Here is a 25,682-nt window from a genome sequence, read left to right on the forward strand (position 1 = left end):
GCACCGAGGTGCGCAACCCGGCCACCGGGGTGGTGGTGGCGACGGTGCCACGGACCACCGCCGCCGAGGCGGACGCGGCGATCGACCGGGCCGCCCGGGCGTACGGGCCGTGGCGGCGGGTGGCGCCGGCGGACCGGGCCCGGCTGCTGCGCCGGTTCGCCGCCGTGGTCGACGCGCACGTCGAGGAACTGGCCGAACTGGAGGTGCGCAACGCCGGGCACACCATCGGCAACGCCCGCTGGGAGGCCGGCAACGTCCGGGACGTCCTCGACTACTACGCCGGGGCGCCGGAGCGGCTGACCGGGGCGCAGATCCCGGTCCCGGGCGGGCTGGACGTCACCTTCCACGAACCGCTCGGCGTGGTCGGGGTGATCGTGCCGTGGAACTTCCCGATGCCGATCGCCGCCTGGGGCTTCGCCCCGGCACTCGCCGCCGGCAACACGGTGCTGCTCAAGCCGGCCGAGCTGACCCCGCTGACCGCGATCCGCCTCGGCGAGCTGGCCCGGGAGGGAGGGCTGCCGCCGGACGTCCTCACCGTGCTGCCCGGCCGGGGCAGCGTGGTGGGCGAGGCGTTCGTCGCGCATCCGGCGGTCCGGAAGGTCTGCTTCACCGGCTCGACCGAGGTGGGTACCCGGATCATGGCCGGCTGCGCGGCCCAGGTGAAGCGGCTCACCCTGGAACTCGGCGGCAAGAGCGCCAACCTGGTCTTCGCGGACGCGGACCTGGAGCGGGCGGCGGCGACCGCACCCTACGCGGTCTTCGACAACGCCGGGCAGGACTGCTGCGCGCGGTCGCGGATCCTGGTGCAACGCCAGGTGTACGACCGCTTCCTCGAACTGCTGGAGCCGGCGGTCAAGGCGTTCCGGGTGGAGGATCCGGCGCTGGAGACGGCCGAGATGGGCCCGCTGATCTCGGCGGGCCAGCGGGAGTCGGTCTCGTCCGCCGTCGACGGTGCCGAGGTCGCCTTCACCGGCGGCTGCCCCGAGGGCCCCGGTTTCTGGTACGCCCCGACGGTGCTGCTGGCCCGCTCGCCGACCGAACGGCACTGGCGGGAGGAGATCTTCGGTCCGGTCGTCTCGGTGCTCCCGTTCGACGACGAGGCCGAGGCGGTGGCCCTGGCCAACGACACCGAGTACGGCCTCTCCGGCTCGATCTGGACCCGGGACGTGGGTCGGGCGATCCGGGTGGCCCGGGGCGTCGAGGCGGGCAACCTCAGCGTCAACTCGCACTCCTCGGTGCGGTACTGGACGCCGTTCGGCGGGATGAAGCGCTCCGGCCTGGGCCGCGAACTCGGACCGGACGCCCTGCACGCCTTCACGGACGTCAAGAACGTCTTCCTGGCCACCGAACCCGCTCGGGAGGAGTACGGCGATGACGAGTGACCGACTGGCCGGACGGGTGGCGGTGGTGACCGGAGCGGGCAGCGGGATCGGGCTGGCCACCGCACACCGGCTCGCCGCCGAGGGCGCGTACGTGGTCTGCGTCGACGTCGCGGCCGAGGCCGGGCAGGCCGCCGCCGACGAGGTGCACGGCGAGTTCGTGGCCTGCGACGTGGCGGACGAGGCACAGGTACGCGAGCTCTTCGACGGGGTCGCGGCCCGGCGCGGCCGGATCGACGTCGCGTTCAACAACGCCGGCATCTCCCCGCCGGACGACGACTCGATCCTGACCACCGGCCTGGACGCCTGGGAGCGGGTGCTCCGGGTCAACGCCACGAGCGTCTTCCTCTGCTGCAAGTACGTGATCCCGCACATGCTCCGGCAGGGCAAGGGCTCGATCGTCAACACCGCCTCCTTCGTCGCGCTGATGGGGGCGGCCACCTCGCAGATCGCCTACACGGCGAGCAAGGGCGGCGTGCTGGCGCTGACCCGGGAACTCGGCGTGCAGTTCGCCCGGCAGGGGATCCGGGTCAACGCACTCTGCCCGGGGCCGATCGGCACCCCGCTGCTGCGGGAACTCTTCGCCAAGGACCCGGAGCGGGCGGCCCGGCGGCTGGTGCACGTACCGATGGGCCGGTTCGGCGAGCCCGCGGAGATCGCCGCCGCCGTCGCGTTCCTGGCCAGCGACGACGCCTCCTTCATGACCGCCGCGCAGTTCGTGGTCGACGGGGGCATAACGGGCGCGTACGTCACCCCGCTGTGAACTCGTCCGGTTGCCGCGCTGTCGTACGGGTCACCGACGCGTGAGCGCTCCGAGGCGCCGACGTTAGGCTGGAGGCCATGACCGTCCGTGCGCCGTTGACCCCCGGCACGCTCTCCCCGTGGCGCCAGGTGCCGTCCCACATCGTCCGCCCCGAGTACGTGGGCAAGAAGCGGCCGAAGGAGTGGCGCGGCTCGCACGTGCAGTCCGCCGAGACGATCGAGAAGATGCGGGTCGCCGGCCGGATCGCGGCCCAGGCCACCCAGCTCGCGGGTGAGCACTGCAAGCCCGGCGTCACCACCGACGAGATCGACCGGGTGGTGCACGAGTTCCTGGTCGACCACGACGCCTACCCCTCCACCCTCGGCTACAAGGGCTTCCCGAAGTCGTGCTGCACCAGCATCAACGAGGTGATCTGCCACGGCATCCCGGACTCGACGGTGCTGATGGACGGCGACATCGTCAACGTCGACGTGACCGCGTACAAGGACGGGGTGCACGGGGACACCGACGCCACCTTCTGCGTCGGCGAGGTGGCCGAGCCGGCCCGGCTGCTGGTCGAGCGGACCCACGAGGCGATGATGCGGGGCATCCGGGCGGTCGCCCCGGGCCGCCAGATCAACGTGATCGGCCGGGTGATCGAGTCGTACGCCAAGCGCTTCGGCTACGGCGTCGTGCGGGACTTCACCGGGCACGGCATCGGCGAGGCGTTCCACAGCGGGCTCTACGTGCCGCACTACGACAGCCCCCGGCCGACCGACGTGATGGAGCCGGGGATGACCTTCACGATCGAGCCGATGATCACCCTCGGCACCCACGAGTACGACATGTGGGACGACGGCTGGACCGTGGTGACCAAGGACCGGCGCTGGACCGCGCAGTTCGAGCACACCATCGTGGTCACCGAGGACGGCCACGAGATCCTCACCCTGCCGTGACGGGCGCTCCACGAGCTCCTCAGCCGGTCGCCACGGGCGTTTTCCGGTGACGGACGCGTCCACCCCGGTCGGCGAGCACCACCACGCCGACGTCTCCGGCGGCTGGCTGCGCCCCGCCGTCTTCGGCGCGATGGACGGCCTGGTCACCAACATCGCGTTGATCGCGGGCGTCGGTGGCGGTGGCGTCGCGCCGCGCACCATCGTGCTCACCGGTTTCGCCGGGCTGGTCGCCGGGGCGATCTCGATGGGGCTCGGCGAGTACACGAGCGTGCAGTCGCAGAACGAGCAGGTGGCCGCCGAGGTCGCCAAGGAGCGCCGCGAGCTGGCGCGGAACCCGGCCGGCGAGGCCCGGGAACTCGCCGACGCGTGGGTGCGGCGGGGACTGCCCCGGGACCTGGCCGAGCAGGTCGCCGACGTACTCCGGCACAACCCGGAGGAGGCACTCCGGGTGCACGTCCAGGAGGAGTTGGGCGTCGACGCCGACGAGCGGCCGAGTCCGTGGACCGCCGCCTTCTCGTCGTTCCTCTGCTTCTCGGTCGGTTCGGTGATTCCGCTGATCACCTATCTGCTCGGCTTCGCCAGCCTGTGGCTCGCGCTCGGGGTGGGCGGTCTCGGCCTCTTCGTCGCCGGTGCGGTCGTCGCCCGCTTCACCAGACGGCGGTGGTGGGTCAGCGGCGGCCGGCAACTGCTGCTCGGTGCGGCAGCCGCCGCCGCGACGTACCTGGTCGGCCGACTGATCGGCGTAGGCGTCACCTGACCCCCGCCCGCCACCGGGGGCAGCGCCGGCCACGTCTTCACCTGGACACCAGAGGCGTTACGGCGGCCGCGTTACGCCTCTGGCGTCCAGGTGACTACCTCCGGTCGGGTGCGGCGGTCGGTTCGAGTCGGAAGACGCGGATGTCGCGACCGCCGGCCCGGCGCAGGTACGTCCGGTAAGCCGGCCACTCGGCCACCAGCAGCGCCCAGAGCCGCTCCCGTTCGGCGCCCTCGGCCAGCCGGGCCCGGACCGGAATCCGGGCGCCGCCGATGCTGACCGTTGCGGACGGGTCGGCCAGCAGGTTGAGCGCCCAGGCGGGCTGTTCCGGCCGACCCCAGTTCGAGCCGGTCACCACGAAGGCGTCGCCATCCGGCACGTAGAGCAGCGGGTTGCTGCGCGGCTGCCCGGAGCGCCGCCCGGTGGTGGTGATCAGCAGCGACGGCACCAGGCCGAGCGCCACCACCCGGCCCCGGGTCAGCCGGGCCACCAGCCGGTCGGCCGGAACCAGCAGCGGAGTACACGCGGCGAACCAGCGCGAGTGGCCGAGCCGGCGTACGGCCCGGCCGACGGCGGAGACCGGCCTTCCCAGAGCGGACATCGCTACAGTGTGCCCGCCGCCTTCCGTGCGGTCCCACGCACACCACCGTCTCCGCCACGCCACCGTCTCCGCCACGCCACCGTCCCGCCACACCACTGTCCCGCCACACCACTGTCCCGCCACGCCACCGTCTCCGCGACGGCCGGGCGAGGCCACCCAGCCAGCCAGACGGGAACGGTGGCGGCCCGGGAACGGCGCGGCGGTCAGGCCGGGCGGCCCGGGAACGGCACGGTGGCCGGGCTGACCTCGGCCGCCAGGCGCCACCGGGTGGCGCGCACCGCCGCGTCGGTGAGCCCGTCCAGTGCCCGGGTGCGCTCGGCGCCCTCGGTGGCCGGCAGCGCGGCCCGCCAGACCGCCGCGGTCCGCTCCTCGACCTCGACCGCCAGCCGGAGCGCACCAGCCTGGTCGGTGACCGGGAACGGCAGCGCGTACGCCGGCTCGGCCGCCGGCACCGGACCGCCCCGCTCGGTGAGCAGCAGCACGAGTGCGTCCCGCCGGCCGCGGTGCGCCGCCTCGGCGGAACGGGCCTGCTCGGCGGCGCCCCCTTTCAGGCGTACCCCGATCAGCCCGTACGCGTAGATCGCCGCGTACTCCGCGCCGAGCGCCGCCGCGAGTGCCTCGGACATCAGCCCACCCCTTCCCGAACTCCGCCGCCGTCAGCGGTCATCGGAGCACCTCCAGGTGTGTCGCCCGGGCGGCGGCGATCGAGCCGACCAGTGCGGCCCGGCTGGCCGGCGCCTCGGCGGTGGCCTTCGCGGCGGCGTCCCGGCCCTGCCGCTCGGCCTCCCGTAGCTCGCCGAGGGCCTGGCCGGAGCTGCCGGCCGGCGTTCCGGTGCCCGGAGTGGGTGCGCTGGCGCTGGCGCTCGGCAGCGCGGTGCCGGTCACCCGGGCCAGTTCGGCGGCGTGCGCACGGTGCGCCTCGGCCACCGGGCGGAGCCGGTCGGCCAGCTCCGGGAAGGCGGTGACCGCGGCCTCGTACCGGGCGGCGAGGTCGAGGGCGCCGGTGATCAACGGGGCCAGCGGGTCCGGTGCGGGTGGCGGGTCCGGCTCGCCGCCGAAGAGACCACAGCCGGTGAGCGGGCCGGCAACTCCGGCCAGCGCCACCAGGCCGGCGGCCCGTACCACCTCGCGCCGGGACCGCCCCGGCACGCCGATCGTCTGCTTCGTCCTGCCGGTGCGCACCCGGCAAGTCAACACCATGCGGTGCCGCCGGCGGGGTCAGCCCGGTCCGCGTGGCTCGTCGGTGCGCCGATCGGGCTCTCCGGCGGCCAGCGCGTTACGCTCTGCGCAGCCGCCGGGCGCGTCAGTCCGGTGGCACCCTGGTATGGCCGCCGGGCGCAGCCGGCGATTCCGAGAGAGGTGCGGAGATGACGCAGCGTGGCCGGACCACCGGTCGGCCCCGAGCGGGTCGCCGGGCTCCGGACCGTCCCCGCGAGGACCAGTCCGCGCGTCGGCTCCGGCTCCGTGCCGTGATCGAACCGGTGGTCACCGCCGCCGGCTACGACCTGGAGGACCTCTCGGTGTCCCGGGCCGGCCGGCGGTACGTGGTCCGGGTGGTGGTGGACGGCGACGGCGGGGTGAACCTCGACGCGGTGGCGGACGTGTCCCGGCTGCTGTCCAAGGCGCTCGACCAGGCGGAGGAGACCGGTGGTGACCTGGTCGCCGGGGAGTACCAGCTCGAGGTGAGTTCGCCCGGGGTGGACCGGCCGCTGACCCTGCCCCGGCACTGGCGGCGCAACGTCGGCCGGCTGGTGAAGGTGACAGTGCACGGTCCGGGCCAGCGCCCGGAACCGGTGGCCGGCGGTGCCGGGCAGCTGTCGACCGCCGGTGCCGGCGAGCGGCCGGCGTCCGGGGACCGGCAACTGACCGCCCGGCTGGTCGCCGCCGACGACGAGCGGGTGGTGTTGGAGACCGAGGCCGGACCGGTCGGCTGGGCCTACCCCGACCTCGGGCCGGGGCGGGTCCAGGTGGAGTTCAGCCGGCTCGACGAAATCGGCGACGACGACGCCGATGCCGGCGACGACGATCTGACCGACGACGATCTGACCGACGCCGGCGATGACGACTATGACGACGTCGGGAACGGCGACGACGAAGATGTGGAGGGCGAGGAGCGGTGAACATCGACCTCGCGGCGTTGCGCGCCCTGGAGCGCGAACGGGAGATCCCGTTCGACACGATTCTCGCGGCGATCGAGACCGCGTTGCTGACGGCGTACCGGCACACCGAGGGGGCCCAGGCGCACGCCCGGGTCGAGATCGACCGTAAGACCGGCGCGGCCCTGGTCTATGCCCAGGAGCAGGACGACGAGGGCACGGTGATCCGGGAGTTCGACGACACCCCGCACGACTTCGGTCGGATCGCCGCGATGACGGCCAAACAGGTCATCCTGCAACGGCTGCGCGAGGCCACCGACGAGGTGCACTTCGGCGAGTACGCCGGCCGGGACGGTGACCTGGTCACCGGTGTGGTGCAGGCGCACGAGGCGCGCAGCGAGAAGGGCATCGTCTCGGTCGACCTCGGCAAGGTGGAGGCCGTACTGCCCCAGGCCGAGCAGGTCCCCGGCGAGCTGTACGAGCACGGCCAGCGGATCCGCTGCGTCGTCGTACACGTCGTCAAGGGCTTCCGCGGCCCGCAGATCACCCTCTCCCGGTCGCATCCGAACCTGGTGAAGAAGCTCTTCGCCCTGGAGGTGCCGGAGATCGCCGACGGCACCGTGGAGATCGCCGCGATCGCCCGGGAGGCCGGCCACCGCACCAAGATCGCCGTCCGTTCGACAGTGCCGGGCGTGAACGCCAAGGGCGCCTGCATCGGCCCGATGGGGCAGCGGGTGCGGGCGGTGATGAGCGAGCTGCACGGTGAGAAGATCGACATCATCGACTGGTCGGAGGACCCGGCGCAGTTCGTCGGCAACGCCCTGTCGCCGGCCAAGGCGCTCCGGGTAGAGGTCGTCGACGCGGCGACCCGGACCGCCCGGGTGACCGTGCCGGACTTCCAGCTGTCACTGGCCATCGGTCGGGAGGGGCAGAATGCCCGGCTTGCTGCCCGGTTGACCGGTTGGCGGATCGACATCCGGCCGGACACCGAGCAGATGCCGAGCCAGGCGCCGGCCGGTCGGCAGGGCGGTCCTGATCACGCGGCCGAGGCGGACGGAGCGATCTCGGCCGGGTAGGGGTAGACTTTCTCAGTGGTACGACGTGCGGAGCCGGAGCGCACCTGTGTGGGCTGTCGGCAACGGGCGCCGGCCGGCCAGCTGCTGCGGATCGTAGCGGTCGGCGATGAGACTGGTCACAGCCTCCGACCCGATCCGACCCGTAAGCTGCCGGGGAGGGGAGCGCATCTGCATCCCGACCCGGCCTGCTTCACGCTGGCAGTGCGGCGACGGGCCTTCGGGCGCGCGCTGCGTGTCGCTGGCGTACCCGAGGTGAGTGAGTTGGCCGAGCAGATCCAAGGCGTCGACGACCACGACCGGCCATCCGGCCGGGCGGGATCGACGCAACGGAACCCGAGCAAGGTAGGACGACCGACATGAGCACACGATGAAGTCCCAGAAATGACCAGGCTTCAAGTGCACGAGTGAGGTCGCTGCGGGTGCTGCCCGCACGACCTCGGAGTGAGGAGTGCAGTGGCAGGCAAGGCCCGCGTACACGAGCTGGCTAAGGAGCTCGGGGTCGAAAGCAAGACCGTTCTCGCCAAGTTGAAGGAAATGGGCGAGTTCGTCAAATCAGCGTCGAGCACTGTCGAGGCCCCGGTGGCCCGACGGCTGCGCGGCGCCTTCGTCGCGTCCTCGGAACCGGCGGCACCCGCTGCCGCCCCGACGCCGCCGCCGGCGCCGAAAACGGCTCCGGCGCCGGGTCCGGGCGAGCCCAGGGTTTCCGCCAAGCCGGGACCACCCCGACGCCCGACGCCGCCGGCCAGGCCCAAGGGGCCGGTGCCCGGTCCGCCGCAACCGGCGGCTCCGGTCGCCAAGCCGGCGAGCGCGCACGACATCGAACTGGCCGCCGCCGAGGCGCGGGCGGCCGCGCTGAAGGCCGAGCAGGAGGCGACCGTCAAGGCCGCCCAGGCGGCTCGGCAGCAGCGCAACGACACGGTCCGGCGGGAGCCGCCGACCGAGGGCGGCCCGACGAACCGGCCGAAGCCGGGTCCGAACGCCGCTCCGCCGCGTCCGGGTACCCCGTCGGGGGCCCGTCCCGCGCCGCCCGGCGCACCGACGCCCGGCCCCGGCCGGCCCGGTGGCCGGCCGCCGGGACGCAGCGGCGGTAACAACCCGTTCGGCATCACGCCGGGCGGGCAGCGTCCGGCTGCTCCGGGCGGACCCCGGCCCAACCCGGCGAACATGCCGCCCCGGCCGAGCCCGGCCTCGATGCCGCCCCGGCCGAGCCCCGCGTCCATGCCGACGCAGCGGCCCGGTCGTCCCGGCGGCGGCCCCGGCCGTCCCGGTGGCGGTGGCGGTGCCGGTCGTCCCGGTGGGGGCGGCGGCGGCTTCCGTGGCGGTCCCGGTGGGGGCGGCGGCGGTGGCGGCGGCTTCCGTGGCGGTCCCGGTGGGGGCGGCGGCGGTGGCGGCGGTTACCGGGGTGGTCCCGGTGGGGGCGGCGGCGGTGGCGGCGGCTACCGGGGTGGTCCCGGTGGCGGTGCGCCGGCCGGCGGTGCCGGTCGCCCCGGTGGTGGCGGCCGTGGCCGTGGCGGCGGTGCGGCGGGTGCCTTCGGGCGTCCGGGTGGCAAGCCGACCCGTGGTCGCAAGTCCAAGAAGCAGCGCAGACAGGAGTTCGACAACCTGTCCGCGCCGACCATGAGCTCTGGCGCCCCGCGCGGTCAGGGCCAGATCATCCGGCTGCCTCGCGGCGCGTCGCTGTCGGACTTCGCGGACAAGATCAACGCGAACCCCGGTTCGCTGGTCCAGGAGATGTTCAACCTGGGCGAGATGGTCACCGCGACCCAGTCCGTCTCCGACGACACCCTCCTGCTGCTCGGCGAGCACCTCGGCTTCGAGGTCTCGATCGTCAGCCCGGAGGACGAGGACCGCGAGCTGCTCGCCCAGTTCAACATCGACCTGGACGCCGAGGTCGCCACGGACCGGCTGGTCAGCCGGCCGCCGGTGGTGACCGTCATGGGTCACGTCGACCACGGTAAGACCAAGCTGCTCGACGCGATCCGCAAGGCGAACGTGGTCGAGGGCGAGGCCGGTGGCATCACCCAGCACATCGGCGCCTACCAGGTGCACGTGCCGCACGACGGTGAGGACCGGGCGCTGACCGTCATCGACACCCCGGGTCACGAGGCGTTCACCGCCATGCGTGCCCGTGGTGCCCAGGTCACCGACATCGTGGTGCTGGTGGTCGCCGCCGACGACGGCGTCATGCCGCAGACGATCGAGGCGCTCAACCACGCCAAGGCGGCGGACGTGCCGATCGTGGTGGCGGTCAACAAGATCGACAAGCCGGAGGCCAACCCGGACAAGGTCCGGCAGCAGCTGACGGAATACGGTCTGGTCGCCGAGGAGTACGGCGGCGACACCATGTTCGTCAACGTTGCGGCCAAGCCGGGCATCGGCATCGAGGAACTGCTCGAGGCGGTCCTGCTCACCGCCGACGCGTCGCTGGAGCTGACCGCTCCGATCGACGGGCCGGCCCAGGGTGTGGCCATCGAGGCGCACCTGGACAAGGGTCGCGGTGCGGTGGCCACGGTGCTGGTGCAGAAGGGCACCCTGCGGGCCGGCGACTCGATCGTCGCCGGTGGGGCGCACGGCCGGGTCCGGGCCATGCTGGACGAGAACGGCAAGCCGGTCACCGAGGCCGGCCCCGCACGTCCGGTCATGGTGCTCGGTCTGACCGCGGTGCCGGGAGCGGGTGACACCTTCCTGGCCGCCGAGGACGACCGTACGGTCCGGCAGATCGCCGAGCAGCGGCAGGCGCGGCGGCGGGCGGCGAGCTTCGCCAACTCGCAGCGGCGGCCGAGCCTCGAAACGATCATGGAGCAGCTCAAGGAGGGCGAGAAGACCTCGCTCAACCTGGTGCTCAAGGGCGACGGCTCCGGCTCGGTGGAAGCGCTGGAGGACGCGCTCTTCAAGCTCGACATTCCGGCGGAGGTCCAACTGCGGATCATCCACCGGGGCGTCGGTGCCATCACGGAGAGCGACGTCATGCTGGCCAGTGCCTCGTCCGAGGCGGTCACGATCATCGGCTTCAACGTCCGGGCCTCGAACAAGGTCCGGGAGATCGCCGACCGCGAGGGTGTGGAGATCCGGTACTACACGGTCATCTACCAGGCCATCGAGGAGATCGACGCCGCGCTCAAGGGTCTGCTCAAGCCGGAGTTCGAAGAGGTCGAGCTGGGCAGCGCGGAGATCCGCGACGTCTTCCGCTCCTCCAAGATCGGCAACATCGCCGGTTGTATCGTCCGGTCCGGTGTCATCCGCCGCAACGCCAAGGCGCGGCTGCTGCGTGACGGGACGGTCGTGGCCGACAACGTCACGATCAGCTCGCTCAAGCGGTTCAAGGACGACGCCACCGAGGTCCGCGAGGGCTTCGAGTGCGGTCTGACGTTGGGCAACTTCAACAACGTCCAGGTCGGGGACATCATCGAGACGTTCGAGATGCGCGAGAAGCCGCGCGCCTGAGCGAGTTCGATGCCGGTGGCCGGAGCCCTTCGGGGTTCCGGCCACCGGCCTGTGCGGGGCCGTCGACGGGCCACCCCGCCGTCCGGCGCGGAAACGCCTCGAAAGGCATACCTGGAATGGCGTACCGTTACCGGCCGTGTATACCGGAACCGTCGTCTTCGACCTGCTGCTGCCCGGCGACTCACGCTCGTTGAAGGCCAAGCGGTCGTACGTCCGCCCGATCGTCGCCGCACTGCGCAGGTTCGAGGTCTCGGCCGCCGAGGTGGGTGCGCTGGACCTGCACGGCCGGGCCCGGATCGGGGTGGCCCTGGTCGCATCCGAACCCGCCCACGTCGGTACTGTGCTGGACGCCTGCGAGCGTCTGGTCGCCGGTCGACCGGAGATCGAGTTGCTCTCCGTACGGCGGCGGTTGCACGGCGAGGAAGACTGAATCACCCCGCCCCCAGCGGGGTATTCGGTCGGTACGGCCGATGCCGACGGCGGCGGCGAGGCCGCAGGATGCGCGGGTAGTGTTTCCCAGGTCGGCCGGTCCGGCCGCGACGCGCCAGCGTCGCCGGTCCGGCCCGGAAGCGCGGATGGGCGTGGAGGTGCGGAGATGACGGACCAGGCCAAGGTGCGTCGGCATGCGGAGCGGGTTCGGGAACTGGTGGCGTCGGTGGTGCGTACCCAGATCAAGGACCCCCGCCTCGGCATGATCACCATTACCGACGCCCGGATCACCCCGGACCTGCGGGACGCCACGGTCTTCTACACCGTGCTCGGGGACGCCTCCGACCAGGCGTCCACCGCCGCCGCGCTGGAGAGCGCAAAGGGGCTGCTGCGGAGCACCGTCGGCAAGGCACTCGGGCTGCGGCACTCGCCGAGCCTGACCTTCGTCCTCGACGACGTGCAGGACCAGGTCAAGCAGATCGACGAGCTGCTGGCCGCGGCCCGTACCGCCGACGCGGAGGTGCAGCGGCTGGCCGCCCAGGCCGAGTACGCGGGCGAGCCCCAGCCGTACAAGCTCGAAACCGACGACGACGAGGTCGAGGGCGAGGACGAGGTCGACGAGGGTCGGGACCAGGACCGGCCGCCGGCCGGAAGCGCCGGGAACGGTGGAGACCGGCCGTGAGCGACACACTGCTCGCCGCCGTGTCCCAGCCGGCCCCGGACCAGCCGACCGAGGCGGAGTGGGCGGCGGCGGTCTCCGCCATCACCCGGCTGCCCGCCGACGGCCGGATCCTGCTGATCTGCCACGTCAACCCGGACGGGGACGCGCTGGGCAGCATGCTCGGCTTCGGGCTCGGCCTGCGCCGGCTCGGCGTACGGCAGCTCCAGGCCACCTTCCCCGGCCGTCCCGAGGTGCCGGAGCCGTTCCGTGAGATGCCCGGCCTCGACCTGCTGGTCCCGGCGACCGCCGCCGACCCGGACCCGGACCTGGTGATCTGCTTCGACGTCGCCGCCGTCTCCCGGCTCGGCGACCTCGCCGACCGGCTGGACCGGGCCGGCGCCGCGATCGTGCTGGACCACCATGCCTCGAACACCGGGTTCGGCGGGATCCACCTGGTCGACCCGGACGCCGCCGCGACGTCGGTGGTGGTGGAGAAGCTGCTGGTCCGGCTCGGGGTGCCGCTGGACGCCGGGATCGCCGAGTGCCTCTACATCGCGCTGGCCACCGACACCGGCTCGTTCCGGTTCGACATGACCACTCCGGCGGTGCACGAGATGGCCGCCCGGTTGCTGGCCACCGGCATCCGCCCCGGGGAGATCTCCCGGCGGATCTTCGACACCCGGCCGTTCGGCGCGGTCCGGCTCTACGGCGACGTGCTGGGGCGTACCCAGCTGGAGCCGTCGGGGGCCGGTGGGCTGGGGCTGGTGTGGACGTACGCGACGCTTGCGGACCTGAGCCGGCACGGGCAGCGCCCGTACACTCTGGAGCCGTTGATCGATTCGGTGCGCTGCACCGCCGAGGCGGACGTGAGCTGTGTGCTCAAGCAGATCGCCGAGGGGGAGTGGGCGGTCTCGATGCGCAGCAAGGGCGGCACCGACGTGAGCCGGGTGGCGGTGGCGCTCGGCGGCGGCGGGCACCGGCTGGCGGCCGGCTTCACCGGGTACGGCTCGGCGTCCGAGGTCGTCGGCGCGATCCGGTCGGAGCTGGGCCTGGCTGCTTCCGTGGCCGGGCGGGGCGACGCCGACGGGCGAGATCAGGGGTAACCGTAGCGGCGTCGTGCTTTCCGCTGGGCGGTGGCCCGGGGACAATCGGTGCATGGAACAGCAGCCGGAGCTCTCTGCGGATGTGCCCCGGGCCTGGGACCGGCCGGTCGTCACGGTTCCGACCCTCACCGTTCTGTCCCTGATCGGCGGGCAGTTCCCGTCCTTCTCGGCGCAGGCGAACGTCTACGCCATCGGCACCGGTGGTGCGCTGGTCTGGCTGGGGCTGGCCAACCGGGTGCCCCGGCGGCCGGTGCCGCACCGGTTGCGCTCCGGCGCCGGCTGGTGGCTGGTGCCGGTACTCGTCTTCGGGGTCTTCGAGGCCAGCACCTTCATGCTCGGCTCCCGGGACGACTTCCCGACCTTCTCCAAACTAGCCGACCCGTTGCTGGACGACCCGCTGGTCCGCTCGGTCGCCTATTTCGGCTGGCTCTCCGCCTTCTGGGTGCTGGTGCGCCGATGAGGTACGTCGCGATCGCCGGCTTCACCGTGGCGCTGGTGCTCCTGGTGGTGGTCGAGTGGGCCGCCCGCCGGGAGGGGTCCCGGATTCCCACCTTCGGTGACGTCTGCGCCTACGTCATGCGGTACGAGGTCGGCCCGGTGCCGGTCGGCCGGATCGCCCTCTTCGGGTTCTGGTGGTGGATGGGCTGGCACTTCTTCGCCCGCTGAACGGTCGCCACCGAACGCTGCCCGCGCCAGATCTGCCTGCCCCGCGCCGCACGCCCTGCCTGCCCCGTCGCGCGCGTGCCTGTCCGGCCTGCCCGCCGCGCTGTCCCGCATGCCGGGAATGCTGCACAGGATGTGGACCTGAACGATAACTTGGGTAAGGGAACTGAACGATAGCTAGGGTTGCGGTCGCACCGGTCCCACCCGTGACCGGGCGTGCCAAACCCGCAGCCCAGCCGCCCTGCCAGGGTCAACCGACCCGGGGCTCACGCCGTCCCGGCCGTCCCGTCCGGCGATCCCGGACCCCGCCGTCCCGGCCGATCAGCAGGACCCCTGTCGCGGTGCGCCGCGCCCGTGCGGTGCCACCCGCCCTGGAAGGAGCCACCGATGGCCACCAAGCCGACCAAGCCCAAGCCGGAGAACACCGACGAGGCCCGTGAGCAGGCCCGCCGGGCACTCCAGATGTCGATGGACACCCGCCAGTGACCGAACCGGACCGCTTCACCCGCACCGGCCCGCCGGACGGTCCCGATCCGTCCCGGAGAGCCGGTGCGGTCGTATGTCGGTCGAGGACGGTCGACGGGCGCTGACCGGTACGTCGACGTTGCTATATTGCTTTCCCGTTGGAGCCTGGTCGACCGGGTGGTGTCCCGGGGCCGACGGCGGGGCGGGGAGGCGCGATGACGCAGCCGGTTCGGGTCGACGTTCCCGGGTTGCGCAGGCTCGGCGACGAGATCGCCGGCCACGGCGCCGGACTGCGCCGCGACGTCGCCGCGGCCGAGGGCCGACTGACACCACCGGCCGGATCCGGGATGGACGGTTGGACCACCCTCGACGCGACCGCCAGGGCCTCGGCGGGCTGGCGGGCCTATCTCGACGGCCTCGGCCACCGGATCGAGGCGACCGGGACGTTGCTGGTCGGCTCCGCCGAGAACTACCAGGAGTCCGAGAGACGCTCCGTGCAGCGGGTCGCCCGGGTCCGCCGGATGACGGCACCGGGAGCGTCCGGAGCAGCCGGGCCGGGCAACCGACTCGGTGCCGTGGGCTGACCCGATGGCCGGGCTTTCCTTCGAACTACTGCTGCGCGTCGATCCCGAACCCTGGCACCGGGCGGCGGCCGACTGGGACCGGCTCGGCGGGTCGGTCGACGAGCGGGCCGATGCGCTCGTCCGATCGAGGCGGCGACTGCCGGCTGTCTGGGAGTCGGGCCCGGCCTCGGCGGCGGCCGGAGCTCGCTGCGACGGCCTGTGCGGCGAACTCGACGCGGCGTTCCCACCGGTGCTGCTGATCGCCCAGGCCCTCGCCCAGCACGGCAACACCGTCGCGGAACTGCGCGGCCGGGCCCGACAGCTCGTCGAGCAGGGCCGGGCCGCACAGGTCACCGTGCATCCGGACGGCTCGATGACTGTCGAGGAGGCACACGCCACCGACGCGACCGCCCGGGCGCTCTCCGCGCTGGTCTCGGCCCGGGACGCGCTGCTGCGGGAGGCCGCCGAACTCGACGCGCGGACCGCGAGGGTGATCGCCGAGAACACGGCGACGACCTCGGGTACGCCCGCGGCCAGGGTGGACGGCTCCAGCGTGCCGGCCAGGGGCACTCCGCCGGCCGAGGTGAAGAGATGGTGGGACTCGCTCACCCCGGCCCAGCGTCGGTACGCCGTCTCGGAACATCCGCACCTCGTCGGGGCCCTGGACGGGGTACCGGTGGCGAGACGGGACGTCGCCAACCGGATCGTGCTGGACCGGGAACTCGACGGGCGCACCGAGCGCCGGGCCGAACTGGACGCCCGGGAGGCGCACATCCGGGCCATGCTGGAGCAGGGTCGGGCCGCCGAACTCTATCCGAACGGGAACCACCCGGGCACCCTGCTCGGGCAACGGGAACTCCGCGAGATCGCCGAAGAGCGCGGTCGCATCGACGACACCCTGCGTGGGCTCCGCCCGATCGACGACCGGCTGGCGGACCCGGACAAGCCCCGGGCGTACCTGATCGGGCTCTCCACCGCCGACGACGGCCGGGCGATCGTCTCGGTCGGCAACCCGGACGCCGCCGACAACGTGCTCACCTACGTCCCCGGGGTCGGGGCCGAGCTGGCCGGGGTGGAGACCGGTATCGAACGGGCCGACCGGATGGCCCTGGACGCCAGGCGGGTCGACCCGGGCCAGGAGACCGCGTCGCTGTACTGGCTCGGCTATGACGCACCGGACGACGCCGTCGTCGACGCCCGCTCGAACAGCTACGCCGAGGCCGGTGCCCGGGAACTCCAGCGGTTCCAGGACGGCCTGCGGGTCAGCCACGAGGGGGAGCAGTCCCGCAACGTCGTCCTCGGGCACAGTTATGGCTCGCTGGTGATCGGGCACGCCGGCAGTGGCGCCGGGATCGACGCCGACGCCGTGGTCTTCGTCGGCGCCCCGGGGGTGGACGTCGACTCGGCGCCGGAGTTGCGCGGCGTCCCCGCCCACGAGGTGTGGGCCACCCGGGCACGACACGACGAGATCGCCGAATGGTCGCCGGACTTCGTGCACGGCGTCGACCCGACCGAGCCGGGATTCGGCGGGCGGGTGTTCGGCAGCGACCCCGGCAACCCCGACGACTGGGTGGCGACCCACTCGGCGTACTGGGATCCCGGCAACCTGGCCCGGGAGAACATCGCGTACATCGTGACCGGGCAGAACGACAAGGTTCGGTGACGGGGTGTGCCGGCTGCGGGTCGGCGTACCGGCGGCAGCTCTGGTGGCCGTCCTGGCGAGCTCGGCATGTGGAGGAGACGACGACGTGCAGCCCACCGTCACCGCCGCGCAGGCGGCCCAGCGGGTCGAGGAGATCCTGCGGGACGCTTCCGCGCAGCTCCCGCCCGGGGCCGAGATGAAGCCGTTCGGCCACACCGGGACGCTGCCGTGCGACGACCCGACCGACGGCGGCCCGGCCGGCCGCGTCTTCGTGGAGCAGCAGTACGAGCTGGACTTCCCGCCGGGCTGGCCCGCCGACCAGGCGTTGCCGACCCTGGCGGCGTACTGGCAGTGGCGCGGCTACCAGGTCGTCAACGACCTGCGGGACCACGGTGATCCGAGGTTTACCGTGCAGGACCCGGCCGACGGCTACCGGGTCGGTGTCACCGTCTACCACCGCGCACCGGGCTCGGTCGACGTCTACCTGATCGGGAGCTCGCCCTGCGTCTGGCGACGCGGCACTCCCGACGCGTCGTAACCGCACGACCATCGGCCCGGCGCCGGCCCGCCGGTCCGGGATCGGTCGGCTCTGCCGGTCAGCGGCCCGGCAGGTATTGGCCTTGACTGTCGGTGGCGGGGCTGCGCAGACTTGTCGACGTCGGGTCGAGAGGCGCTGCGACGGACCCTGTCCGCCACGCTCGGCCCGGAATCCCACCGGGACAAGGGCGCCTCCGTCAGGAGGAGAAGCCGCCGATGCCCGACCGCGCCGTCCGCCGCACCCCGCAGGCCGTCGTCCGGGAACTGATCTCGTACCCGATCAAGGGTTGCGCCGGAATGCCGGTGACCCGCAGCCAGGTCACCCCGGCCGGCCTCGCCCACGACCGCAGCTTCATGGTCGTCGACCCCGGCGGCGTCTTCCGCAGCCAGCGCCGGGATCCCCGGCTGGCGCTGGTCCGGCCGGTGGTCGACCCGCACGGTACCCGGCTGACGCTGCGCGCCCCCGGCATCGCTCCGCTCGAGATGGCGGTGGAACTCGACGCGGCCCGCCGTGACGTGCTGCTCTTCGGCACCCGCTACCGGGGCATCGACCAGGGGGACGCGGTCGCCGGATGGCTGTCGGAGGTGCTCGGGGCGCCGAGCCGGCTGGTGCGGGTACCGCCGGAACACGACCGGGTCACCGACGGCGAGCATCCCGGCACCTCCGGGTACGCCGACAGCTGCGCCGTGCACCTGCTGTCCCGGTCCACTCTGGACCTGCTCAACGAGCGGCTGCTCGACCGGGACGCCGCACCGGTGCCGATGAGCCGGTTCCGCCCGAACATCGTGCTGGACGGCTGGCCCGACCCGCACACCGAGGACCGGGCACGCCGGCTCGTCGTCGGGACCGTCGAGTTGGTCTACGCGAAGCTGGCCGACCGCTGCGCGGTGACCACGGTCGAGCCGCGCACCGGGATGCGGACCGGACCGGAACCACTGCGTACCCTGGCCGGCTATCGCCGGGTCGACGGCAGGATCGCGTTCGGGGTGAAGTACGCCGTGCCGGGTCCGGGGGTGGTCGAGGTCGGGGCCGAGGCGGTCGTCGGCGAGTGGCGGCCCCCGCCCCGGACCGAACCGGCTGAACGGGCCGAACGGGCCGAACCGGCTGAACGGGCCGGACCGGCTGAACCGGCCGGACCGGCGGCGCCGGCGCTGTCCGGCCGGACCGGCGGCTGAGGCTCGTGGTAGTCGAGCTGGTCGGCGACCGGGCTCACCTCCGCCAGGACGGCACCATCCGCTGGGACAGGTCCCGCCAGAACCGGTGGATCCGGCGTCGCGAGGTGAGCCAGGAGTACGAGGTGCCCATCCGGCGCCACCACGGCCCGGCCAGGTCGATCTGGCGGGCGCAGAAAACCTCGTCCATCGGATACGCGAGCCCGGTGCGCTGGGACGGCAGCGGGCAGAGCCGGTACGGGCAGTCGCTGGGGCAGGTCGACCCGGGTTCGGCCGGCCGGCCGGCGTGGAAGTTGCGGCCGGGCTGCATCGGGGTCGGATCGAGCGTGAGGCACGGCGGCAGGTCGCGGCGGTTGGCCTGGACGAGCCGGTGGGCGCGTTCGGGCTGCGGGGTGTCCAGCCGGTCGGCGAGGTTGAGCAGCAGCATGACGTCGGCGAGCAGCCGCTGTGCCTGCCGGGTCAGGACCATCCAACCCACCGCCTCCGGGCACCAGGAGTCCTGGTGGCGGCGGATCTCCGCATCGGGGTTGTAGGAGCCGATCCGCCGGACGACGTCCTGCTCGTCGATCCAGAGGTGCCGCTCGGGATGTCCACCAAGCAGCGCCTGGGCGCAGAGGTCGGCGGTCCGCCGGACGAACGGGTGCACGGCCGGCCGGTCCGGTGCCGGGGCGTCGGTGCCGCCGCCGGCGATGCTGAGCCAGAAGTCGACAAGTCCGCGCGGGTCGGTCGTCGGTCCGTCCGGCGGAAGTCGGTGGCGCGGGTCGTCGGGCAGCGACAGCAGGGTGAGCGCCTGTAGCAGGGCGAGTTGGGAGTACCAGAAGCGGCTGTGCCGCAGCGCGGTCTCGGCGTACTCGACCAGCCGCAGCCGGTCTGCGGACTCCTTTTCCGGGTACCGGCAGTTGGCGGCCAGCCGGAAGCCCTGGGCGAGGTTCATCTCGTCGACGATCCGGTCGTCGGTGTCGTCCTGTTCGAGCAGGTCCAGCCAACTCCGCAGGTTCCGCCAGGCGGCCTTGTGGTCGTCCCCGCCGGCGTCGGCCCCGCTCTGCGGTCCGGAGTCGGCGTCGGCCTCGCCGTGGGATCCGGAGTAGGCGTCGGTGCCGGCGTGGATGCAGCGCAGCGGCGCCAGCCAGGCGAGCATCTGGCGCTCTTCGGCGGGTCTGGTCGACAAAGCGGGTCGGTCGGGCGGGCCGGGATGGGCGACCGGTCCGGTGGGTGGCGTCGACTCCGAGCGTCCGGGCAGCCACCGCACCGGGCCGGGACCCAACCGGGCTATCTCCCGCACCGCCATCAGCCGGATCCGGTACGACGACACCTGGACCATCTGGAAGAACAGCTGACATTCCGGTTCGGGCAGGTCGGGTTCGCCGTCGCGCTGTCGCGCGAGAAGCAACTCGGCGGCGGCCCCGAACCGGCGGACCAGGACCTGCTTCGCCTCCTCCAGCGGCCGGTCGGTGACCGTGTGGTCCTCGTGCAGGTCGTCCCACCGGCGGGCGATCTCGTACATCAGCTTCCGGTGCCCGGACCTGGCGAGCCGGCTGTCGATGTCGAGGGCGGTGGCGAACATCTCGACCGCCTTGGTCCGGTCCCCTCGGAAGATCTTGACCCTGCTCGGACCGGCGTGTACGCGTGAGCTGAGATCGGCGGCAGTGTCCCGCAGTAGGTCGGCGATCTGGGTGTCCTTCGTCGGCCGGGCCCGGTCGGCGAAGGAGATCGAGCGGGAAAAGAGGGTCAGCGCGGCCAGCAGTTCCCTGCTCGGACCGTGCCGGAACGCCAGCGACAGGAACCACTGGCTGTCGCGGTCCGGATGCTCCGGCGGTACGGAATCGAACGGCGGCAGGACGGCATCGAGAAGTCGGGCCGCCAGGAACGCCTGGATCACCCCGTGCTGGAACCGGACCCTGTCGTCCTGCCGGATGACGATCCCCAGCTCGTGGCCGGTCGTGGTGGCCAGATCGAGGTCGGAGCGGTTGGCCGGGTTGAGGCGGTACAACCTGGTCAACAACGCCCGTCGGAGACACCGGCGCAGCGCCGCCATGTCCGGCCCGTCCTGCTCGGCGCCGCCGGGCGCTCCGACCTCGCCGAGCGTCTGCCGCACCGCCACCATGGCCGTTCGGAGCTGGCCGACCGGAAGCAGCAGCGGGGTACGGTCCTGGCTCGCCCCGACCGGAGCGTCGTCGTCGGGAAGCCGGAGGTCGGTGATCCCTACCGAAGTGCTGCCGCGGGCCAGCCCGACGACGGCGAGGGCGGAGAGCAGCTCGATCGCATCCGCACGCGACTGCTCCGGCAGGTCGTAGTCCTCCCGCACGTGGCCTTCGACCAACGCACGGCACCAGTGTTGCATCAGGTGCCAGCGGAAAGCGGTCCGGTCGGAGTAGACCCGGTCGACCAGGTCGTCCGCGACCTCGGGGAGGCCGCCACTCTCGCGGAGGTCCCGGATGACCGGCAGGTACGCCGGGGAGTCGGCGATGTCGGCCTCCCTGACCAGCCGGATGATCCGCTCCCAACCCGGCTCCGCCGAGCTGCGCGGCATCACGTAGTTCATCGCCGCGCCCTCGCCCAGCGGTTCCAGCTGCAACAGGAAGGCGTTGAGGCCACGCAACGGGTGGTGCGGGCGTGACGCGATCACCAGTGGCAGTTCGGCGTCGATGGCCTGCTGGACGGCGGTCCGGATGGCGCTGTCCCGGTCGCCTTCCGGATCGTGTGGCCGTGCCTCGTCCAGGCCGTCGGCGAGTACGGCGATCCGCTTCTCCCGGAGCAGGTAGCGCCAGAAGCGGTCAGCGCCGTTCCCGGACCACAGCCACGGATCGATGACCTCCTCCAGGCGCTTGCGGGCGAGACTGCGGAAGTCGAGCGTCGTGCCCGAATCGACGGTGCTCAGGTCGATGCCGACGGGCAGTACCCATTTCCGGGCGAGGAGCGTGGCCAGGCAGAGCAGGGTGACGGTCTTGCCGGTGCCCACTCCGCCGACCAGTACCAGCGGGCGCTGGTCCTGCCGGTCCCGCAGGCGTTGGAAGAGGAGCCGGCACAGCTCGTCGCGCCCGACGATCCGGTCGATGCCGCGACCGGCGGTCGGGATGATCCGATGCGGCTCCTTCAGGGTGCGACGTCGATATCTCCGGCAGAGGCGGAAGTAGACCAGGACGACGAAGGCGAGGGTCAGCAGGGCGGCGGGCACCAGAATCCCGAGGAACGACTTCACCTGGTCGCAGTAGAAGTCGTTCGGGTTGTCGCCGGAGCAGAATTTCTGGAGGTGGACGGGCTGGAAATCGAACCAACCCAGGACCAGCATCACGGCGGAGAAGAGCACCCAGAACGCCGCCAGAAGCCCCAGCAGGGCGAACGCCTTCCACCAGGCGAACCGGTGCCCCCACTGGGTGAGGGTGCGTGGATGCTCGTCGTACCGGCGGCGCAACGGCTCCTGTAGGTGCTGCTGGCTGGTGCGGTACGACCGGCTGCGCTGCCGAAGCCAGAGGACGGGCCTCGGCGGCTGTCCGCCCCGCCACCGACGCGTCACGACCTGCCCTCCCTGGCGTCTCGGCTATACCGCCTCCGCGCGCGAGTAAAAGCGGCATAAGCGATGAGACATGTCGAAACCAGGCTAGTGCAGTGGAGACGGGTCCGAGGCGGTCTCCCGGAGCCCGCGAGTTGATCGTCGTACCGGGTGGCGGTGGGCGGGGTTCGACTTCAGGCCACGCCGACGTCGTACTTCTCGCGGTTGGCGTAGACCTCGTCCATGTGGGTCTCGGCCCAGCTCTTGATGCCGCGCACCAGGTGGTGCAGGGAGAGGCCCAGTTCGGTCAGCTCGTAGGTCACCGTGACCGGCACGGTCGGGGTCACGGTCCGGGTGAGCAGGCCGTCGCGTTCGAGTGACCGGAGCGTCTGGGTGAGCATCTTCTGGCTGACCCCGGCCAGTCGGCGGGACAGCTCGGAATAGCGCATCGGCCGTGGCCCGCCGACACGGTCGGCCGGGCTCTGCTGCGGGCCGTCGCTGCCGAGCGCGGCGAGGATCAGCGCGACCCACTTGTCGGAGATCCGGTCGAGCAGCTGGCGGCTGGGGCAGCCCGCCAGGAACGCGTCGTAGTCGGCTTTTGCCCGTGCCCGCTGCTGGGCCGCCGTCAGGGTCGACATCGGCTTCTCCTTCCTGAGGGGTTACCTACGCACTTCGAAGTGCCCACTTCCTGTTGGAAAGTTACCGACCAATAGTGGTGCAGGGCAACAGTTGGACATCTTTGCCGAGGAGCGAAGCCTTGAGCACTTCCACTTCCACTTCCACCCTCCGTGCCGCTGTCGTGCGTACTCCGGAGGGGCCGGATTCGATCGAGATCATCGACGTACCCGTTGTCGAGCCCGGGCCCGGCGAGGTCCGGGTCGAGATCGCCGGCGCGGCGGTCAACCCCGTCGACCTCGGCGTCGTGGGCGGCTTCTTCCACGGCCTGGGACTGGTCGACCAGCCCGAGCACACGGGTCTGGGCTGGGACTTCGCCGGCACCGTCGTGGCCGCCGGCCCCGGCGTGCGACTGCGCGTCGGGGCCCGGGTCGCCGGAATGGTCGGCGGCTTCGACCGCGACTACGGCACCTACGCCGAACAGCTTGTCGTGCCGGCCGGCGACGTCGCCGTCGTACCCGACGGGCTGGGCCTGGTCGAGGCGTCGACGGTACCGCTCAACGGGCTGGCCGCCGCCCAGCTCGTCGACCTGCTCGGCGACCCGGATGCGGACGGCAACCGGCTGCTGGTCACCGGGGCCGCCGGCGCGGTCGGCGGGTACGTCCTGTCGCTGGCCCGGGAGCGCGGCTGGCAGGTGACCGGGCTGGCCCGGGACGGCGACGAGGAGTTCGTCGGTAGCCTCGGGGCCGAGTTCACCGCACACGCCGAGCCCGGCTGGGACGCGGTCGCCGACTGCGCCACGCTCGGCGAGCGGGGTCTCGCCCTGGTCCGCGACGGCGGCGTCTACGTCGGCGTCCGGCCGAACGCCGTCCCGGCCCCGGAACGCGGGATCACTCCGGTTGCCGTGGAGACCCGCTCCGACGGCTCTCGACTGGCTGACCTGCTCACCCGGGCCGCCGCAGGTGAGCTGCCGGTCCGGGTGCACGCGGTCCTGCCGCTGGACCGGGTTGCCGACGCCCACCGGGCGATGGCCAAGGGCGGAGTACGCGGTCGGTACGTGCTCAAGCCGTGACGGCAGGACTGGCCGGGCCCGCTCCACCGTCTCGCCTCCGGTGCGTGCGGTGCCTGTGGCACAGTCCTGAGTGTGCCGACGGACGAGTTGCCGAACTGGTTGCCGGCCTGGTGTCTTGACCATCTGGGCGGCGAACCGGCCGGCGTGTTGTTCCGGACGCAACAGGCCTCGATGGTGTTCGGCCTCAGGCTGGCCGATGGCAGGGACGTCGTGGTCAAGGCGCGCGCCGACGCCGGCCGGGCCTTGTCGTGTGTCGCGGCGCAGGCCCGGATGGCTGAGCAGGGGTTCGCGTGTGCCCGGCCGCTCACGCCGGTGGTCGGTGTCGGTGCGCTGGCCGTGCACGCCGAGGAATACCGGCGTGGCGGCGAGGTGTTGCACGGGAACTCGCCGGACATTGCTGTGCGCTGCGCGAAGGTGTACGCCCGGCTGACGGCCGAACTTGCCGGCATGACGGTCGCGCCGCCGCTGCCGAATCCGCCCTGGGTGCGCTGGGACCACACCGATGCCGGGGTGTGGCCGGCGATCGACTTTCTCGACAACCTGGACCAGGGAGTCGTGCCCGAGCACGTTGTCCAGACGGCTGAGCAGGCCCGGCGGCGGTTGCTGGCCGCAGGCTTGCCGTGCGTGCTCGGCCACGCCGACTTCGAGGCGCAGAACCTGCGGTGGCAGGGTCGGCAGGTGTGGGCGGTGCACGACTGGGACAGCCTGGTGTGGCAGCCGGAGGCGGCGCTGGTGGGAGCGGCGAGCGGGTCGTTCGCGAGTGACGGGCCGCCCACGCTGGCACCGGTCGAGAGCTCCGAGGCGTTCCTGGTGGCCTATCAGGACATCCGACGGCGCCTGTTCACGGCTGTGGAGCTGGAGATCGCGTGGGCGGCGAGTCTGTGGATGGCTGCGTACAACGCCCGGGAGATGGCACTGTGCGGTGGCGCCCCGGCGGGTGCCGATGCGCTGCGGGTGCAGGCAGCCGAACGCCTCCGCCAGGCCAACGCATGACATCAGCAGGCAAATTCGGCGAGCACGGAACGCGGGAGCAGTGTGGCCACCGTGGAGAGCCACTCCGGGTTGCTGGTCAGTCCGGGTTGGTTGTCAGGTCAACGACCCGGAGCGCGACCGGAAGCGGCCCGGAGCGGAGCTGACTCGCCAGCGCCTCCACCGCCGACCGGGAAAAAGCACCGCTGATCTGGACCTCGCCGGTGATCACCCCTACTACCTCGGGCGCGGAGATCACCACGTCGTCAACGGCGATGGCCACCTGGCGGAAGCCCTCCGGAGCAGTCGACGCCACCCGGGTCAGTTCGGTGAACCGCTGCTGCCCGTCCGGAGTGAAACCGACGGTGACCATCCAGCCGGCAGTCTCGTTCGTCGCCTGGGCAGTCCGCACGTCCGCCGACGACAGTACGGCGGCGTCGAGCAGATACTTGACCGGTGGGTGCTCACGGCCACAGGTGGCGGTGCGCTCACCGGGCGCACCGGGCATCTCGACCGGACGGGCCAGCAACTGCGCGCAGGTGACCGTCGGGACGACGTACCGCACCTCGGCCGGCAGGACCGCGAGTTCGGCGGCGGAGAGCGCCGCGAAGGGCAGCAGCGCTTCCGAGGTCGCCGGGTCGGGCTGGGGCGAGACAGGCAGCGCGCGGGCGAGCGACGCGGCGACCTGGTACGCCGGACCGAGCTTGGCGATCACCTGGTCCCGGCTGGGCGGCGGTACGTCCCCGGGAGTCGGCCTCGTCGGTGCGCCGGTGGCTCCGGCGTCGGACTCGGGCATGCTGGCGAGTACCCGACGGAACCGGAGGTCGCCGACGGCCACCAGGGCGCGCAGTTGCTCCTCCTGGCCGGTCCCGGCCACCCGGACGACGATCTGGCGGCTGCCGGCGCGCTGCACCGACGGCTTGGTCAGCCCGGCGGCCCTGACCCGGTCGCCGAGCATCTGGGCAGCTCGATCGATCGCGGCCTCATCGAGGGCCGCCCCCGCCGGCCCGACCGCCTCCAGACGGATCGTGGTGCTGCCGGGTGGGCCGGGACGGAATCGATCCCGGGCCACGAAGGCCAGCGTCACCGCCCCGGCGCAGCAGAGTACGGCCACGGCCAGCCCGGCCGCGACGATCCCCAGGCCGAGCTTTCGGCGCTTGCCGGGGACGGTTCCGGGCGGGGGTGCCGTGGGCTGCCAGGGGATCGGCTGTCCAGGAACCGGCGCCGACGGCGGCTGGCCAACATCCATCAG

Annotated in this window: 25 protein-coding genes; 19 read left to right on the forward strand and 6 right to left on the reverse strand. The window is 72.6% G+C overall.

Translation table 11 applies throughout. The features are described 5' to 3' along the window. Positions 1-8 precede the first annotated feature (8 nt). From O7626_RS06885 to O7626_RS06900, 4 genes are all read left to right on the forward strand, one after another. The gene (locus tag O7626_RS06885; RefSeq protein ID WP_278066078.1) at positions 9-1,382 is read left to right on the forward strand and encodes an aldehyde dehydrogenase family protein; all 1,374 of its coding nucleotides are present in this window, start codon (positions 9-11) and stop codon (positions 1,380-1,382) included. Beyond that, positions 1,372-2,142, forward strand: coding sequence for a 3-oxoacyl-ACP reductase (locus O7626_RS06890; protein ID WP_278060321.1), 771 nt, complete (start codon positions 1,372-1,374; stop codon positions 2,140-2,142). The genes O7626_RS06885 and O7626_RS06890 overlap by 11 nt, the downstream gene beginning before the upstream one ends. Before the next feature lie 77 nt (positions 2,143-2,219). After that, the gene (map, locus tag O7626_RS06895) at positions 2,220-3,077 is read left to right on the forward strand and encodes a type I methionyl aminopeptidase (protein ID WP_278060322.1); all 858 of its coding nucleotides are present in this window, start codon (positions 2,220-2,222) and stop codon (positions 3,075-3,077) included. Positions 3,078-3,123: 46 nt separating this feature from the next. Continuing rightward, positions 3,124-3,834 carry a VIT1/CCC1 transporter family protein gene (locus O7626_RS06900; protein WP_278060323.1) on the forward strand — a complete coding sequence of 237 codons (711 nt, stop codon included), beginning with the start codon at positions 3,124-3,126 and terminating at the stop codon, positions 3,832-3,834. 94 nt (positions 3,835-3,928) lie between these two features. On the opposite strand, the gene O7626_RS06905 is transcribed toward O7626_RS06900, so the two are convergent. The 3 genes from O7626_RS06905 to O7626_RS06915 form a co-directional block, all read right to left on the reverse strand. Then, a complete protein-coding gene (locus O7626_RS06905) occupies positions 3,929-4,432 on the reverse strand; it encodes a nitroreductase/quinone reductase family protein (RefSeq protein WP_278060324.1) in 504 nt (167 codons plus the stop codon). 203 nt (positions 4,433-4,635) lie between these two features. Then, positions 4,636-5,058, reverse strand: a complete 423-nt coding sequence (locus tag O7626_RS06910; RefSeq protein ID WP_278060325.1) for a ferritin-like domain-containing protein — start codon at positions 5,056-5,058, stop codon at positions 4,636-4,638. Positions 5,059-5,095: 37 nt separating this feature from the next. Next, positions 5,096-5,557 carry a hypothetical protein gene (locus O7626_RS06915; protein WP_278066079.1) on the reverse strand — a complete coding sequence of 154 codons (462 nt, stop codon included), beginning with the start codon at positions 5,555-5,557 and terminating at the stop codon, positions 5,096-5,098. A gap of 242 nt (positions 5,558-5,799) precedes the next feature. Between O7626_RS06915 and rimP the strand changes: the two genes are divergently transcribed. The 13 genes from rimP (at position 5,800) to O7626_RS06980 (ending at position 18,287) form a co-directional block, all read left to right on the forward strand. Beyond that, positions 5,800-6,552: a ribosome maturation factor RimP gene (rimP, locus tag O7626_RS06920; RefSeq protein ID WP_278060326.1), complete on the forward strand. Its 753-nt coding sequence runs from the start codon at positions 5,800-5,802 to the stop codon at positions 6,550-6,552. Continuing rightward, positions 6,549-7,604, forward strand: a complete 1,056-nt coding sequence (nusA, locus tag O7626_RS06925) for a transcription termination factor NusA (RefSeq protein WP_278060327.1) — start codon at positions 6,549-6,551, stop codon at positions 7,602-7,604. The genes rimP and nusA overlap by 4 nt, the downstream gene beginning before the upstream one ends. A gap of 15 nt (positions 7,605-7,619) precedes the next feature. Next, on the forward strand, positions 7,620-7,964 hold the full coding sequence (locus tag O7626_RS06930) for a YlxR family protein (RefSeq protein WP_347404757.1): 345 nt from the start codon (positions 7,620-7,622) through the stop codon (positions 7,962-7,964). Between the two features lie 93 nt (positions 7,965-8,057). Continuing rightward, a complete protein-coding gene (gene infB, locus O7626_RS06935) occupies positions 8,058-11,048 on the forward strand; it encodes a translation initiation factor IF-2 (protein ID WP_278060329.1) in 2,991 nt (996 codons plus the stop codon). A 136-nt stretch (positions 11,049-11,184) separates the two neighbouring features. Continuing rightward, a complete protein-coding gene (locus O7626_RS06940; protein WP_278060330.1) occupies positions 11,185-11,478 on the forward strand; it encodes a DUF503 domain-containing protein in 294 nt (97 codons plus the stop codon). 165 nt (positions 11,479-11,643) lie between these two features. Next, entirely contained in the window at positions 11,644-12,159 is a 516-nt protein-coding gene (rbfA, locus tag O7626_RS06945; protein WP_278060331.1) for a 30S ribosome-binding factor RbfA, read from the forward strand. Between the two features lie 20 nt (positions 12,160-12,179). Then, a complete protein-coding gene (locus O7626_RS06950) occupies positions 12,180-13,241 on the forward strand; it encodes a bifunctional oligoribonuclease/PAP phosphatase NrnA (protein ID WP_278066080.1) in 1,062 nt (353 codons plus the stop codon). A 52-nt stretch (positions 13,242-13,293) separates the two neighbouring features. Then, positions 13,294-13,701 carry a hypothetical protein gene (locus tag O7626_RS06955; protein WP_278060332.1) on the forward strand — a complete coding sequence of 136 codons (408 nt, stop codon included), beginning with the start codon at positions 13,294-13,296 and terminating at the stop codon, positions 13,699-13,701. Next, on the forward strand, positions 13,698-13,907 hold the full coding sequence (locus O7626_RS06960) for a DUF6186 family protein (protein ID WP_278060333.1): 210 nt from the start codon (positions 13,698-13,700) through the stop codon (positions 13,905-13,907). The genes O7626_RS06955 and O7626_RS06960 overlap by 4 nt, the downstream gene beginning before the upstream one ends. Before the next feature lie 677 nt (positions 13,908-14,584). Next, positions 14,585-14,953, forward strand: coding sequence for a hypothetical protein (locus O7626_RS06965; protein ID WP_278060334.1), 369 nt, complete (start codon positions 14,585-14,587; stop codon positions 14,951-14,953). Between the two features lie 4 nt (positions 14,954-14,957). Then, positions 14,958-16,595 carry an alpha/beta hydrolase gene (locus tag O7626_RS06970; RefSeq protein ID WP_278060335.1) on the forward strand — a complete coding sequence of 546 codons (1,638 nt, stop codon included), beginning with the start codon at positions 14,958-14,960 and terminating at the stop codon, positions 16,593-16,595. A gap of 85 nt (positions 16,596-16,680) precedes the next feature. Then, positions 16,681-17,112 (forward strand): hypothetical protein, encoded by a 432-nt coding sequence (locus O7626_RS06975; protein WP_278060336.1) that lies wholly within the window; start codon positions 16,681-16,683, stop codon positions 17,110-17,112. A gap of 215 nt (positions 17,113-17,327) precedes the next feature. Beyond that, positions 17,328-18,287 (forward strand): MOSC N-terminal beta barrel domain-containing protein, encoded by a 960-nt coding sequence (locus tag O7626_RS06980; protein WP_278060337.1) that lies wholly within the window; start codon positions 17,328-17,330, stop codon positions 18,285-18,287. Between the two features lie 34 nt (positions 18,288-18,321). Here O7626_RS06980 and O7626_RS06985 read toward each other — a convergent pair whose 3' ends face one another. Together O7626_RS06985 and O7626_RS06990 are read right to left on the reverse strand one after the other, a co-directional pair. After that, positions 18,322-21,798: a hypothetical protein gene (locus O7626_RS06985; protein WP_278060338.1), complete on the reverse strand. Its 3,477-nt coding sequence runs from the start codon at positions 21,796-21,798 to the stop codon at positions 18,322-18,324. A gap of 170 nt (positions 21,799-21,968) precedes the next feature. Next, positions 21,969-22,412: a helix-turn-helix domain-containing protein gene (locus tag O7626_RS06990; protein ID WP_278060339.1), complete on the reverse strand. Its 444-nt coding sequence runs from the start codon at positions 22,410-22,412 to the stop codon at positions 21,969-21,971. A 161-nt stretch (positions 22,413-22,573) separates the two neighbouring features. On the opposite strand from O7626_RS06990, the gene O7626_RS06995 reads away from it, so the two are divergent. Both O7626_RS06995 and O7626_RS07000 read left to right on the forward strand, forming a co-directional pair. Beyond that, positions 22,574-23,461, forward strand: a complete 888-nt coding sequence (locus O7626_RS06995; RefSeq protein ID WP_278060340.1) for an NADP-dependent oxidoreductase — start codon at positions 22,574-22,576, stop codon at positions 23,459-23,461. Between the two features lie 72 nt (positions 23,462-23,533). Beyond that, positions 23,534-24,454, forward strand: a complete 921-nt coding sequence (locus O7626_RS07000) for a hypothetical protein (RefSeq protein WP_278060341.1) — start codon at positions 23,534-23,536, stop codon at positions 24,452-24,454. A 76-nt stretch (positions 24,455-24,530) separates the two neighbouring features. Here O7626_RS07000 and O7626_RS07005 read toward each other — a convergent pair whose 3' ends face one another. Further along, on the reverse strand, positions 24,531-25,679 hold the full coding sequence (locus tag O7626_RS07005) for a hypothetical protein (protein ID WP_278060342.1): 1,149 nt from the start codon (positions 25,677-25,679) through the stop codon (positions 24,531-24,533). Between the last annotated feature and the right edge of the window lie 3 nt (positions 25,680-25,682).

This window comes from Micromonospora sp. WMMD1102, assembly GCF_029626265.1.
Lineage (GTDB): Bacteria > Actinomycetota > Actinomycetes > Mycobacteriales > Micromonosporaceae > Plantactinospora.